Here is a 15,235-nt window from a genome sequence, read left to right as displayed (position 1 = left end):
ATAATATTTACAATGGGGTACTCATTATGGGAAGAGCAATAGGCATAGATCTCGGAACAACAAATTCTTGTATTGCAATAATGCAGGGCAAGGATACAAAGGTAATAGAAAATAAAGAAGGGGCAAGAACTACTCCATCTATAGTTGCATTTACTTCGTCAGGAGAAAGGTTGATTGGCGCTCCTGCAAAAAGACAAGCAACCACCAATGCAAGTAATACTTTTTTTGCTACTAAGAGATTAATAGGCCGTCAATACGGTGATTCTGAAATGAAAAATCTAAACGTGCCGTATAAAGTGTTTGCAGCAAAAAATGGTGACGCATGGGTTAAAACCACTGATAATAAAGAATACTCTCCTAGTCAAATTGGTGCATTCATACTACAAAACATGAAAGAAGCAGCAGAAGCTTATCTTGGAGAGGAAGTAAAAGATGCTGTGATAACAGTGCCAGCATACTTCAACGACTCTCAACGTCAAGCAACAAAAGATGCAGGAAAAATCGCCGGATTAAATGTGCTCAGAATAGTAAATGAACCGACTGCTGCAGCGCTTGCTTATGGTCTTGATAAGAAACATGGGCACACAATAGTGGTATATGACCTTGGTGGTGGTACATTTGATGTCTCAATACTTGAAATAGGTGAAGGGGTTTTTGAAGTAAAGGCTACAAATGGTGACACTCATCTTGGAGGTGAAGACTTTGATAACGTAATAGTGAGTTATTTACTAGATGAATTCAAGAAAAGTAATGGCATTGATTTGAAAAATGATCCAATGGCTATGCAAAGAATCAAAGAAGCTGCTGAAAAAGCGAAAATTGAATTATCAAGTGCAATGGAAACGGAAATAAATCTACCGTTTATTACAGCTGATGCAAGTGGTCCAAAACACTTAAATATGAAATTAACGAGAGCAAAACTTGAAAGCTTAGTGAATGGTTTAATCGAAAGAACTATGGCTCCTTGTAAAAAAGCTCTTGAGGATGCTGGTTTGTCTGCTAGTCAAATTGGCGAAGTGGTTCTCGTTGGTGGCATGACTCGTATGCCAAAAGTCATAGAGAAAGTTAAAGAATTCTTTGGCAAAGATCCACATAGAGGAGTAAATCCTGATGAAGTTGTAGCAATTGGAGCTGCAATACAGGCGGGAATCATTCAAGGTGATGTAAGAGATGTGTTACTACTTGACGTGACTCCACTTTCTCTTGGTATTGAGACTCTAGGAGGAGTATTCACTCCACTTATTGAACGTAATACTACTATTCCTACTAAAAAATCTCAGGTGTTTTCAACTGCAGAAGATAACCAAACAGCCGTTACAATTAAGGTACATCAAGGTGAAAGAAAATTGGCGGTTGATAACAAGCTACTTGGTCAGTTTAGTTTGGAAGGGATACCTCCTGCTCCTCGTGGAGTTCCTCAGATCGAAGTAACATTTGACATAGATGCAAATGGAATAGCACACGTTTCTGCAAAAGATAAAGCTACTGGAAAAGAGCAAAAAATACGCATTCAATCTTCAGGTGGTCTATCTGATGATGAAATAAATCGCATGGTAAAAGAAGCTGAAGAAAAAGCGCAAGAAGATGAAAAGCGCAAAAAGTTTATTGAAGTGAAGAATCAAGCGGATAGTTTAGTTCATTCTACAGAAAAGTCTCTGACAGAGTATGGTGATAAAGTTTCACCAGAAGATAAATCTGCTATTGAAAATGCAGTTAACGAATTAAAAGAAGTTAGTAAATCTGATAACATTGATGACGCTGATTCAATCCAGCAGAAAGTTACTAATCTTTCTCAATTATCTATGAAACTTGGAGAAGCTATGTATAATGCCTCACAACAAAATAGTGCTGGAAATGGCTTTTCATCAGAAGGGAATCCAAATGATAAAGAAGAAAAAGTAGTAGATTCTGATTATCAAGACATAGATAATAAGGAAGAGAATAAATAAGGGTGTATTGTTATATCACTTTTCCTGTCATCCCAGTGTCAGCTACTTGGATGACAAGAGGAGCATGTTGTTGCTTAAAGAAACCATTATGGATATTATTAAAACAATAGAAGAAAAGATACGCGATTCGATAGATGTAATTGATATCAACATTGTCGATGAATCAGCAAAGCATGCTGATCATTATTTTGCTTCATCTTCAACATTACCTTCGCACATTAAATTAATATTAATATCTGACGGCTTTATTGGAATGAGCATTCTAAAAAGACATAAGTTGATTTATGAGTTATTGAAGGGTGAGATAGAGCTAATACATGCAATTTCTCTTCACTTGTATACGCAAAACGAGTACAATTTAAAAAATAAATAATAAAAATGTGAAGGAAGAGTCTATATTAGTTAAAGCAGGAAGAAAATTTAATGACTATAAAGGTTCTATGAACCCGCCAGTTTATCATTCTTCTACCATATTATTTCCTACTTACAAGGACTACTTGAATGCAGCAAATGGAGAAAGTATATACGATGTAATCAACGATGGTGTTGCAAGGGATTATAGCTACAGTAATGTTGGTACTCCTACTGTCCATTATCTTTCAAATGCACTGGCTGAAATTGAAGGGAGTGGACAAGCGCTTATTTATCCTTCCGGACTATTTGCACTTACTTTTGCTATTTTGACTTTCACTAAAGCAGGCTCGCACGTTTTAATTCAAGATAATAGTTATTATAGGCTTAGGAGGTTTGCAGAAAATGAGCTACCAAAAAGAGGAACAGAAGTAACTTTTTATGATCCAACGCAGGATATAACTGATTTAATTCAGAGTAATACTTCATTGATAATGATCGAGACTCCTGGTTCTATAATGTTTGAGATTTCGAATATAGAGCATATAGTAAAAGTTGCTAAAGAACATGGAATCGTAACCGTTTGCGACAATTCATGGGCCACTCCTTTGTTATTTAAGCCGCTTGATTATGGAATTGATGTTGCACTATATTCAGTGACAAAGTATCTAGCCGGTCACTCAGATTTAGTTATGGGAGCTATTATTGCTGAAGGTGAAATTTTTAAATTGCTTTATGAGAGCTATAAAAATTATGGAGTAACCATTCAATCGCACGACTGCTACCTTGCACACAGGGGACTAAGAACACTGCACACACGTATGAAAAGGCACCAAAATACAGCAATGGAAGTGGCAAAGTGGCTAGAAGCACAGCAAAAAGTTAGAAAGGTTTTATATCCAGCACTTCCCTCCCATCCTCAACACGAATTATGGAAAAGTTACTTCAAAGGAGCAAGCGGCACATTCAGTATAGCACTGGATAGAGAATATTCATGTGAAGAACTAAGCTGCATGGTTGATCATATGAAAATTTTTAGTATTGGTGCTTCTTGGGGAGGGTGCGACAGTTTGATATTACCAGTAGATCGTAGATCTATGTCAAGATCTGTAATGAATTCAGATTGTGGTGGAAGTTTCGTGCGAATATTTTGTGGACTGGAAGATCCTGAAGATTTAATCTTTGACCTTAATGACGCACTAAAAAGGTTACCATGTTTAGACTTTCAAAACGATGAAGTAGGACATGAAACTGAGAGAATTACTGCATGATATTGTTGATGTTAACTTTGACGTTGAAATCAAGGGCGTTACATGTAATCCCAAGAGAGTCAAGGAAGGTTATCTTTTTGTTTGTGTGTCTGCGGTGTCATTCCAGCGCGTGACGCTGGAATCTAGAAAACCAGCATGTATCCAGATTTTTCCTACTGAATCCCAGTATCACGCACACGACTGTGTAGACGTTGTCATACAAGGAACCAAAAAAGATGTCATCCCAGTGCTTGACTACTTGGATCCAGAAAATTTAATTGCAAATGAGCACACTAGGCAATTGTATAATAAAAACTGGATTCCAGTGTCACGCACTGGAATGACAGATACTTCGAGCTTTGCAGTGCTTGAACACCCAAATCCTCAAGAAATATACAGCGAAATAGTCAGCAGGTTTTATCAATTCAAACAGCCCAAATATGTTGCTGCTGTAACGGGTACGAATGGTAAAACTTCAGTAGTAGAATTTTGCCGCCAGATCTGGCAAAACTCTGGCTATAATGCTGCGTCTATTGGAACACTTGGAACATGCATCAATAATGGTAGAAAAGGTAATAGCAACAGTCTTACCACTCCAGATGCAGATGACCTTTACGCAACATTGCGTGGTATAAATGTAGAACACTTAGTGTTAGAAGCATCAAGTCATGGGATTGATCAATATAGAATCCATGGATTAAAGTTGAGTGCTGCAGCTTTTACTAATTTCTCGCAAGATCATTTAGATTACCATAAAAATCTTGGTGAATATTTAGAAACTAAAAAAAGGTTATTTTACGAGGTATTACCAGAAGGAAAAACAGCGATTTTAAATGCGGATATAGATGAATACTACGGGTTGCTTAAGATAGCTGAAAAACGCAGCAACAAAATTATCACCTATGGAAAAACAGGCTCTGATATTACTTTATTGGAGCAAACACCAACCCCTAATGGTCAACACCTTACAATAAAAATTGGTGGTGAAATTTATGATACGTTTTTTCCGGTTCTGGGGCAATTTCAAGCATATAATCTGTTGTGTGCAATGGGTATAGTTACCTCGTCTGGACTGAATTACAGAGAAATATGCGTAGAAAAACTCGTTTCTCCACCAGGAAGAATGGAAAAAGTGAAACCTTTTGCATTTGTGGATTACGCTCATACTCCAAGTGCGCTTAAACAAGCCCTATTGTCTTTAAAATGGCACTTCAATAAAAAAATAATTCTAGTTTTTGGTTGTGGTGGCAATCGTGATCAAACAAAACGCGCAGAAATGGGTAAAGTAGCACAAATATATGCAGATAAAGTGATAATCACGGATGACAATCCGCGTGATGAGAATCCTGCAGAAATTCGTCGTGGTATTTTACTACATTGCCCTAATGCGCTAGAGATAGAAGATAGAAGAGAAGCTATAGAGAAAGGAGTAGATATTGCCTATAACGAGGGTATGATTCTGCTAGTTGCAGGAAAGGGGCATGAAGGATACCAAATCGTGAGCGGCCAAACTTTTGAATTCAGTGATGTTGAGGTTATTAAAAATCATGCCTTAACATACTGATTTTCACAATGGGCTTACCTCCGTATCTGTTCAGGGACGTGGCTAATGTGCGAATATTGAAGCAAAAGTGATGTCATCCCAGTGCTTGACACTGGGATCCAGGAAAAAAAGAGCATAGATCCAGTGGATGGCAGGGATTGGTGTCATGAAAGTAGCTGATGCTGGAATTTAGCTTTTTATGCAACCTTATCAATTTAGTATAAGATCAGCTACTTTTCATACTCAACAAATCAGTTTACAAGCAAACTTTCCTGGATCCCAGTGTCAAGCACTGGGATGACATCCTCCTGGTAGACAATGTTCGTACAGCTGTGTGTCGGGGCACTGGGATGACACCCTCCTTGGCAGACAATGTTCGTACAGCTATGTGCGTAACGCTGGCACTGGAATCTAGAAAAAAATAGATCCAAGTAGTCAAGCTACTTGGATGACACTGACTGCTAATTTTTTATGCAAGAGGTCCAATCATTCACCGTTCTTGCAAGTGATAGCACTCTCACTTCTCTTGCACCGGAGTTTAAAATTTCTTGAGAGCAAGATCTTACAGTTGCTCCGGTTGTTACCACATCATCAACTAATATCACGATTTTATTTTCGATAATTTTCTTGTTGCTTATGCTAAAAGCCTTTTTCAAATTTTTTTCACGCTGTTTAAGTGAAAGACCAGCTTGAGGCGCAGTATGGCGAAGACGTTTTATTGCAAATGGCGTATAGGATAAATTGGACAACTTATACCAAATCTCATAAATAAGTAGGCAAATAACTCACAGAACAAATGGTTTTGATCGAACTTTCCGTAATATTACGAATGAATGCACATACAGTATCCTCCAATAAACTAACAGAGTCATATATTCTATTTTTAATGAGATTGTCTTTCAAATATTGCCATAAACGCTCTACTGGATTTAACTCTGGTGAATATGGAGGTAAATAGATTAAGGTAATATTTTGTGGTATTTTTAAACCTTTGGATCTATGCCATCCTGCACAATCCACAACAAGAAATGCCTCCCTTGTTCCTAAATATTGTGACATCTGCTCAAGGAATATATTCATACAATCAGTATTGACGTTTGGTACGAATAAGCTAGAACTCTCTCCATTTCTAGGATTAACTGCACTATAGAGATAAAAGTTTTGCCTACCTAATTTTACCTTAACCTGTGTCCTAATGCCTTTTTTAAACCACCCGTGTCCAATCTTTGAATGTGTGCCAAACCGCGACTCATCGAAGAAAAATAGCTCTTTTTCGGGATACGTGACAATAGTTTCATTAAGATTTTTTTTTAAACTCTTCTTGTTTATTTTTATCCTGTTTATTGTGCACAGGCCTTGGAGTAATATACGAAAAACCTAACTTTTGCATCAGTCTATGTGCTGTAGACTTACTTACCTCAATAGAAAACATTTTCTCAATTATGATTTTTAATTTCTTAGCCGTTAGGTTGGCTCCTTCTTCTGCTATGACATTTTTAATTTCTTCTTGCTGCTTGTAGCTCAACTTCGGCTTTACTCCACGTCCTGGTTGTATTTTAAACGCATTGACTCCTCCTTCCTTAAATCTTGTAATCCACTTCATCAATGTAGTTCTAGTAATTCGGTATATTTGAACAACTTTTGTTATTCCATATTCTTTTGCAGATATTATTGCCTGTAATCTTCTTCCTATCTCTCCTCTTATGCCGTGCTTCTTTAATTCCAGGTTACACTTATTATATAATTCTTCTCCTATTGCTTTACTTTTTCCTGCCATAACTCCCCACTAATTCTTAAATTATTCTATTTTAGAAATTTTTCTTTATTCGTCTATTTATTTTTAGGAATTGGTATTACTCAACTCTTTTGCAAGTAATGCTGCTTGATTATATTTACGTTTAAACAAGCGCATTTTATGTAACGGTATAGGAATTATGACCTCTGCGTTCTGAAACGTATCCTGATTAGCTTGGTGTATCCACTTTGCATAGATTTTTACGTAATTCAAATTATCAAAAAATTTGAAATTTATAATCATGTTTTTACTATGTTGATCATAAGCAAAAACTGATCTTAATACTTTAAACGGTGGAGGATTGATGATGCACTTACCACACGTATGAATATTGTCTGAGATTACTACGCCACAAACATTGCAGTAATGCTTAGTTAGAAAATTGATTTTTTTGTTGCATTCACTACACAGATTAAGATTTTCATCAATGATATATTCGCAACTTACGCATACGTTCGGAAATATAAGATTTGTAGCTTTTTTTAGTAAGAGAAGGTTCACAATTCATTAAATATATTATAAAATTTATATAGTATAGCTAAAGTAACTTGTGCTTACACTCTTTCACTTTTTATTTCATCTCAATGTAATTCAAACTGAGCCACTGCTGAAAAAGCAGAACTTATAAGTTTGCGGTATACCATTGACTAAAGTAGTCTCCGAATCACTCCGATTAGATAAAAGCTGATGTTTTTCTGGCTCCTGTATTTCACTTAACTTACTTTGCACTTTGTTGCAAGCCCACACAAGTGGCGTTATCATTGACGCGGCAGCCCAAATGATAGCAGCGCAAGAATAACTTACAATCTTGTTAAATACTTCAGCTACTGCACTAGCACAATCTTGCCCAGCACTTAAAAATGCATTTGAATGATCAACTAATGATTTTGTACTTGCTTTTAAACAATAGTCCCCTGTTATTTTTGATAATAACTTAATTGGGAAGTATGACAAATATGCTAGTATCAAACATAAAGGTTGCAATATTATGCTAGCTACTAGAAAAGCACCCCGTTCACAAAGTGGAAACACTTCCTCTGCCCTGTAACCCACGTATTCACATTTATCATTGTTTTTATAATACTTGTTATAATCGTCTTTACTTCCAGCTCCACAAATTACATCTTTCACAGGTCCTAACACACTATCAACATAACTTACAGATTTATAGAAACTACTTTCTGGAGCTAGTGTGCAATCTTCTGCTCTCTTAGCAGGTACAATTCCATGTTTAGCATACCTTTTAAAATATTGATATATTGACATTACCCTCTCCAAATCATAAATATGCAACCTAGCCTAATATAATTAAGAAATAGTTTATAATAAATACGTTTTAAGATACCTGCCTGTAACACTTTCTGGAATTTTTGCCACTTCTTCTGGAGTTCCAGTAGCAATCACTTCTCCGCCTTTTATTCCGCCCTCTGGTCCGATGTCTATTATATAATCTGCAGTTTTTATAACGTGCAAATTGTGCTCGATAACTATAACAGTGTTTCCCAGATCGACTAATCTATGGAGTATTTTTAGTAAGTTATTTATATCTTCAAAGTGTAATCCAGTTGTTGGCTCATCAAGAATATACAATGTTCTTCCGGTAAATCGTTTTGATAGCTCTTTGGACAGCTTTATTCGTTGTGCTTCACCCCCAGACAACGTTGTTGACGACTGTCCGAGTTTTATATAGCCAAGCCCCACTTCCTGCAAAGAAACCAACTTTTCTTTTACCATTGGAAGGTTTTCAAAAAAATCACAAGCCTGATCTATCGTCATATCAAGTACATCAGAGATTGATTTTCCTTTATAAGTAACTTCCAATGTTTCACGATTATACCTTCGCCCTTTACACTGCTCACACTTCACATAAACGTCCGGTAGAAAATGCATCTCTATCTTTAAGTGCCCATCACCTTTACAAGCCTCACACCTTCCCCCTCTGGTATTAAATGAAAACCGGCCTATATTATATCCCCTTGCTTTTGACTCCGAAAGACCTGCAAACCAATTTCTTATATGAGTAAACATACCGACATATGTTGCTGGATTTGACGCAGGAGTTCTACCAATTGGCGACTGATCAACTTCTATAACTTTATCTATATATTCAAGGCCTTCTATTCTATCACACCGACCATACCGTGCAGACGAATGATATATCTTATGTGCTGAATATTTATATAACGTTTCTATGACTAAACTTGATTTTCCCCCTCCTGATATTCCAGTAACACAAATAAGATTCCCTATAGGAAATTTAACGTTCACATTTTTTAAGTTATTTTCACATGCATTTATTACTTTTATGAACTGAGTTGCTTGCTTTCTTCTCCTTGGAATTAAAATTTTTTTCTCTCCACTCAAATATTGCCCTGTTATGCTCCCTGAATTTCTTTGCACCTGGTCTGGTGTTCCTTCTGCAATAACTTTTCCACCATTTACGCCAGCTCCAGGACCAATATCAATCGCATAATCAGCAGCCATTATTGTATCTTCATCATGCTCAACAACGATTACAGTGTTACCCATGTCTCTCAAGTCTTTCAGTGTAGCAATTAACCGATCATTATCGCATTGATGAAGGCCTATCGAGGGTTCATCAAGCACATACAGCACTCCTGTTAAACCAGAGCCAATTTGCGAAGCAAGTCTGATCCTCTGACTCTCACCGCCAGAGAGAGTGCTAGATTCTCGATCGAGCGTTAGGTAATTCAACCCTACATTCTTTAGAAATGCTAGCCTCTTGATTATTTCATTTAATATTTTACTTGAGATTTGCTTCTGTTGTTCTGTGAGCTTGTCTGGCAAATTTTCAAACCACTTAAGGGATTTATCGATGCTGAGCCCTGATATTTCACCTATATGTCTGCTATCAATTTTCACTGTGAGTGCTTCTTTTCTCAATCTATAGCCAGTACATTCCTTACAATGAATAACAGAGCAGTATCGCTCAACAAGCGTTTCATCATAATCCATCTGGTTCTCCAAGATACTGATCAAACCTTGAAATTTATTAGAGCCAAAGAGTATCATATCTTTTACTTCTTGATCTATGTTCTTCCACGGAACATCAAGGCTAAATTTACAATTTTCAGCCAGTGATAGAATTGCACTTTTTAGAAATCCATAACTTGTGTGCACTTGACGGAACATTGGTCCTACTGGCTTTAAAGCACCCTCAGATATTGAAAGAGTTTCATCTGGCACTATCAGCTTTACATCAACAGCCAGCTTTTTACCAAGCCCATTACACGAACCACATGCACCGTAAGGGCTGTTAAAAGAAAATAATCTTGGTTCTATTTCCTCAAGAGTGAAACCAGACTCGGGGCATGCAAAATTCTCTGAAAAAGTCAGAATTTGACCATTTTTATACTCGGAATTATGGTTGTCAGGTAGGTTTACTACTTCTACATACATTAGACCATTACCAAGTTTTAGTGCGGATTCTATACTACTTGGCAGTCGATTTCCTATATCGCCCAATATTGATATTCTATCTGCAACCACAAAAATGTCGTGTTTCTTGTTCTTATCGAGTTTAGGCAAGTCATCTACATTGTACACTTCACCATCTATTTTGAACCTTACGTAACCTTGTCTTTTAATTTCCAATATCTCTTTGAGATGTTCTCCCTTTCTACCACGCACAACAGGGGCAAGTATATATATTTTAGTTTCTAAAGGTAACGCAATTATAGTATCTACAATTTGAGATACAGTTTGCTTTGTTATCGGTAATCCAGTTACAGGTGAATAAGGAACCCCTATTCGTGCATATACTAAGCGCAAGTAATCGTAAATTTCGGTAACAGTTCCAACTGTTGACCTTGGATTTTTTGAGATCGATTTCTGGTTGATAGATATTGCAGGGGAAAGACCTGTAATCGACTCAACATCTGGTTTATCCTGAATGTTGAGAAATTGACGCGCGTAAGCTGATAGGCTTTCAACGTATCGGCGTTGGCCTTCTGCATAAATCGTATCAAATGCGAGACTAGATTTACCAGAACCACTTAGCCCAGTTATAACAACTAGCTTATTTTTCGGTATATTGACATCTATACCTTGCAGATTATGTTCCCTTGCACCCTTAACTCTTATAAAATCGTCCATATTATACTATATAACGTATTTTAACCATTATAGCCTTAAAATACATGAATTTACAGTGATATGTTGATTTTCTATTGATTTTTTCAACTGTTACGGAAAATTAGGCAGCGTTTGATAAATCGTCATTCCGCTACTTGTTAGCGGAATCTATGCTGAGATACCGGGCGGTATGACGTAGGGCTGTACAACTTGTGTTAGAGTCTTAGGGCAAATCTACTACCTATAAATTCTAAACTGTTGTTACGTATTAGGACCACCAAATACATCCCCAGGACCCAAAGTCAGTTTAGCTATATCAGAAAACAGGTTATGTGGAAATCTTAAAATACTTCTTGTTCGCCAAGCAAAATAAATACATTCCTACAAACAAGCAGATGCTTAATACTGACGCATAAGAAAACTTAAAAATTAAATCTCTAATATATATTGCTAAGCATTTACCTGCAGAAAATTTGTATAGTAATCCAACACATACAACGGCACTATCAATTACTGATGCCATAATTAAAGTAATGAAATTTGCCATATGAAAATTCAACTTGGACTTCAATTTTTCAAAAACAATTATGCTCGAGAGAAGAGATACTAAAATTGCAGCATATGAAGTCAATATCATCAAACTAAAACTTTGCCATTTTAAAATACAGCATAGCGCTGTACACACTATTAAGCTATACGTAGCTTTTTCTTTGCCATAAAATTCAACCATTGAATTTACAACTAAAGCAGCTCCTATAAATAAAGCAGCACATATCATCAATTTATTTGAAGCGTTGAGTAAAGAAAGACTGATAAATAAGAGTGTCAGTAAAATAGACATAACTACCTACCCAAATTTAATGACATACATTTATTTTAAGTAAATATTGCACATAGTGAAAGAGTTATTTAACCTAATGGAAAACAAAAAACATTTTAAACTGACATGCTATAGCTACCCAAGAAAGGTTTTCCTACGTCATACCGCCGCGGCCGCTAACAAGCAGCGGGATGACGAGTTTGTCGTTTATCAAATCGTCTGTAAACCTAAGTTACTTTAGCTATATAATAACTATTTCCCAAATCTTTCAGATTTACTTTTAAAACATCCTTTATGTTTAGCACCTTTTTCTCTGTTACTTCACCAATATATGAATAAACTACGCCTTTAAACAATTCTTCAAACCTCTGCTGATTTTGTGGTGCAATAGTAACCAAAATTCTACTTTGCGATTCAGAAAACATTATTATCTTGTTTATTATGTCTGTATTTTGTGTTTTTCCTATTGGTACTAGTGAAAGATCGATTTCAGCACCAAGGTCTCCTGCAATTAGCGATTTTGCCAGAGCAATAATTAATCCGCCCAAGTTTGGTGCAATTGCAGAGGCAATTATGCCATCTTTTATTGCCTGGTTGTAACGCTCATACAACTTCCTAGCGCTCTTTGCATCAACTTTTGGCACGTTGTTATTATCTATTCCACTATATAACTGATATTCAGATCTGCCAAGCTCATCGTGGGTTGTACCAAGCACATATATCAAGTCCCCTGGCATTTTCACATCAAGCGATACCGCATTTTCAATATTTTCTATAACTCCAATTGCTGAAATGAGTAATGAAGGTGGTGCAGATATCATCACTTTCTCGCCATTTTCGTCATATCCCTTGAAGTCATTGAACATACTGTCTTTTCCGGATATGAATGGCGTTTTAAATGCAGTTGCAAAGTCGTAACAAGCCTCTGCAGCTTTCTTTAGCTGCCATAGCCTTTCTGGATTATAAGCATCGCACCAGCAAAAATTGTCGAGCAACGCTAGATGATTTATATTTCCTCCTGCAGCTACGTAGTTGCGTATTGCAGTGTCAATCGCACATGCTGCCATGTGATAAGTGTCAATTTCTCCATAACTTGAGCCAAATCCCTGCGATTTTACAACACCTTTGTTTGAAGAAAGGACTGGCCTCGAGACAACAGCTTCACTGCACACTCTTCCCTTGCCTTGCATTGGTTTCAGTATTGACGATCCTTGAACCTCATGGTCATATTGCACCACTATAAACTCTTTGCTGCATATGTTTGGTCTGCTTAGCATTTCTTTTAGTTCAGTCTCTTGGCTGAGTATCATTTCGGTGTTGTGCGCTGGAATGACAGCAGGCTCCTTAGACCATGGCTTTGTCTGTAAATGCACTTTGGGATTACCGTCATGCAGAAATTCAGTTTCGATGTCCATTATTACTTTCCCTTCAGGACATTTAACAACAGCTTTACCACTTTCGTTAAACTCTCCAATCACACAAACCTCCACATCATGTTTTTTCATGATTTGCTTAAACATAGGAAGATTTTCTTCTGGCACTGCTAAGGTCATTCTCTCTTGTGATTCTGATATCCATATTTCCCACGGAGCCATACCATCGTTTTTAAGGAGAACCTTGCTCAAATCAACTTCAAATCCGTCTTTTCCCATTTCACCAATGGACGATGATAGACCGCCTGCTCCATTATCCGTTATTGCATTATAAAGACCAAGCTCTCTTGCTTTTATGACGGCATTGGATAGTTTTTTTTGTGTTATGGGGTCGCCAATTTGCACAATCGTTGAAGGGCTGTTTCCCGACAAAGCCTCTGAAGAAAACGTTGCACCGTGAATTCCATCTCTTCCAACTCTTCCACCAATAATTACGATTTTATCGCCGTTTTTAGGCCCTTTGATGTGTGAAGGTACATTATTTATACTGCGCGGAATAGTTCCAACACTTCCAACAAAGACCAGCGGCTTTCCACAAAATCTATCGTCAAAATATACTGATCCAAGTTGTGTTGGAATACCGCAGCAGTTGCCAGCAACATTAACGCCATGAATCACTTCTTTCATTATATATTTTGGCGGTAAAATCTCATCAGTACGCTCCTTGTCCCTATAAAATTTGCCTTTTGCTTCTTTGGCAAAGCAAAAGTAATAGGTATTCATTATAGGCTCCGCGCCTTTCCCGAAACCCACTATATCACGATTAACTCCAAGCACTCCGGTCATTGCTCCACCAAATGGATCAAGAGCTGAAGGGCTATTGTGAGTTTCAACTTTATCTACAATCAAGTAATCGTCATCAAAAATTATTCCTCCTGCGTTGTCGGAGAAAACTGACACGCATATGTCAGAATTTATCTCACGCGTTGCACGCTTAATATAATGAGCATATAGACCGTCTTTTATTTCATCAATAGGGGAGCAAAAAATATTGTGTTTACAATGTTCAGACCAAGTCTGTGCCAGAGACTCAAGTTCAATATCATATGGATTTCTACCGAGTTTTTTAAAGTAATCCTTTATAGCTTTCATTGCTGCCAGCGAGAGCCCTAAAGTGCCATTACCATCGATTCCATCTCTGCTGATTTTTTCAAGCTCTTGGTCACTCACATTGAGGTCAACAGACTTAGTACTATCCTCTTTCATCCCAACCCTACCTTCTGTCATTCCAGTGCTTGACACTGGAATCCAGTTTGCATTATACAATTGCTTGAAATTTTCTGGATCCCAGTGTCGGGGCACTGGGATGACACCAGGTGTTGTATTCGATTTACCATAATATTTCCAGCTATAGTTCTTACAGATAAGTGTGCAATATTCAGTGATAGGGTTGAATTCTTGTTTTATATCATCTTCAGTTGGCAAATTCCCTTGACTTAGAATCAATTTTGAACTTCTTGCTTTGATCTCAATTGGTGTCATTCCAGCGCGTGACGCTGGAATCTGCGTTTTCTCTTTCTGGATCCCAGTGTCAGCTACTTGGATGACAGAAGGGAGGGCTGGGATGACAGGCTGGTCGATATAGCCTTTGCTTATTAAATATTCTGTAATAATTTGTTTCGCTGTGTTGCCCACATTGTCGGTCATGCCAGGTAAAAAGCTTATCTCCAAGCCCCACTTTGCTTGTGGTTCTATGAAGTTATATTGAACTTCTTCAAGGTTTTCATTGTAGGAATAATAACGGCAGTCTTGTATGACTTTATTATAAAATAGCCCACAAATTTCTTCATGTAATTTTGATGGTAATTCTTTGCTTATGTAAATCAAGTAAACATTAACTACCCTTCTGCGGCCAACTTGTTCACATTTATTTAAAACTTCTATTCTGATGTTTGCCATGTAATATTGTGAAAGACTTTAATATATCATAGCATAAGAAACTGCGAGCACATTTATATTTTGAGTGATTTCTATATAATAAAATATTGTATTAATTGTT

Annotated in this window: 9 protein-coding genes and 2 pseudogenes; 4 read left to right on the top strand and 7 right to left on the bottom strand. The window is 37.0% G+C overall.

Features of this window, described 5'->3' with window-relative positions:
- Positions 1–26: 26 nt before the first annotated feature.
- From dnaK to AAGD99_RS02095, 4 genes are all read left to right on the top strand, one after another.
- Positions 27–1,949: a molecular chaperone DnaK gene (gene dnaK, locus AAGD99_RS02110; RefSeq protein ID WP_341822442.1), complete on the top strand. Its 1,923-nt coding sequence runs from the start codon at positions 27–29 to the stop codon at positions 1,947–1,949.
- Positions 1,950–2,037: 88 nt separating this feature from the next.
- Entirely contained in the window at positions 2,038–2,322 is a 285-nt protein-coding gene (locus AAGD99_RS02105) for a BolA family protein (RefSeq protein WP_253309613.1), read from the top strand.
- A gap of 7 nt (positions 2,323–2,329) precedes the next feature.
- The gene (gene metC / locus AAGD99_RS02100; protein ID WP_264687837.1) at positions 2,330–3,571 is read left to right on the top strand and encodes a cystathionine beta-lyase; all 1,242 of its coding nucleotides are present in this window, start codon (positions 2,330–2,332) and stop codon (positions 3,569–3,571) included.
- Complete coding sequence (locus tag AAGD99_RS02095) at positions 3,546–5,114, top strand: UDP-N-acetylmuramoyl-L-alanyl-D-glutamate--2,6-diaminopimelate ligase (protein WP_341822441.1); 1,569 nt, start codon at positions 3,546–3,548, stop codon at positions 5,112–5,114. Before metC ends, AAGD99_RS02095 begins: the two co-directional genes overlap by 26 nt.
- 440 nt (positions 5,115–5,554) lie before the next feature.
- Here AAGD99_RS02095 and AAGD99_RS02090 read toward each other — a convergent pair.
- The 7 genes and pseudogenes from AAGD99_RS02090 to AAGD99_RS02060 form a co-directional block, all read right to left on the bottom strand.
- Positions 5,555–5,845 (bottom strand): annotated as a pseudogene (locus AAGD99_RS02090) (ComF family protein); the annotation flags it as partial.
- Positions 5,846–5,855: 10 nt separating this feature from the next.
- Positions 5,856–6,870, bottom strand: a protein-coding gene (locus AAGD99_RS02085) for an IS630 family transposase (RefSeq protein WP_341822251.1) whose coding sequence is annotated in 2 segments (ribosomal slippage) — positions 5,856–6,404 and positions 6,406–6,870 — 1,014 coding nt in all. Because the reading frame shifts where the segments join, the coding sequence is not laid out codon by codon here.
- A 66-nt stretch (positions 6,871–6,936) separates the two neighbouring features.
- Positions 6,937–7,389: pseudogene (locus AAGD99_RS02080) on the bottom strand (ComF family protein); the annotation flags it as partial.
- A gap of 90 nt (positions 7,390–7,479) precedes the next feature.
- Positions 7,480–8,154: a hypothetical protein gene (locus AAGD99_RS02075; RefSeq protein WP_341822440.1), complete on the bottom strand. Its 675-nt coding sequence runs from the start codon at positions 8,152–8,154 to the stop codon at positions 7,480–7,482.
- A gap of 54 nt (positions 8,155–8,208) precedes the next feature.
- Positions 8,209–11,004: an excinuclease ABC subunit UvrA gene (gene uvrA / locus AAGD99_RS02070; protein WP_341822439.1), complete on the bottom strand. Its 2,796-nt coding sequence runs from the start codon at positions 11,002–11,004 to the stop codon at positions 8,209–8,211.
- A gap of 307 nt (positions 11,005–11,311) precedes the next feature.
- A complete protein-coding gene (locus tag AAGD99_RS02065) occupies positions 11,312–11,824 on the bottom strand; it encodes a hypothetical protein (protein ID WP_253309619.1) in 513 nt (170 codons plus the stop codon).
- A gap of 206 nt (positions 11,825–12,030) precedes the next feature.
- Positions 12,031–15,135, bottom strand: coding sequence for an AIR synthase-related protein (locus tag AAGD99_RS02060; RefSeq protein WP_341822438.1), 3,105 nt, complete (start codon positions 15,133–15,135; stop codon positions 12,031–12,033).
- Between the last annotated feature and the right edge of the window lie 100 nt (positions 15,136–15,235).

It is taken from the genome of Wolbachia endosymbiont (group A) of Clivina fossor (genome assembly GCF_964026865.1).
Lineage (GTDB): Bacteria > Pseudomonadota > Alphaproteobacteria > Rickettsiales > Anaplasmataceae > Wolbachia.
Note: the sequence above shows the minus strand (reverse complement) of the source record. Positions and strands in the feature narration are given on the sequence as shown.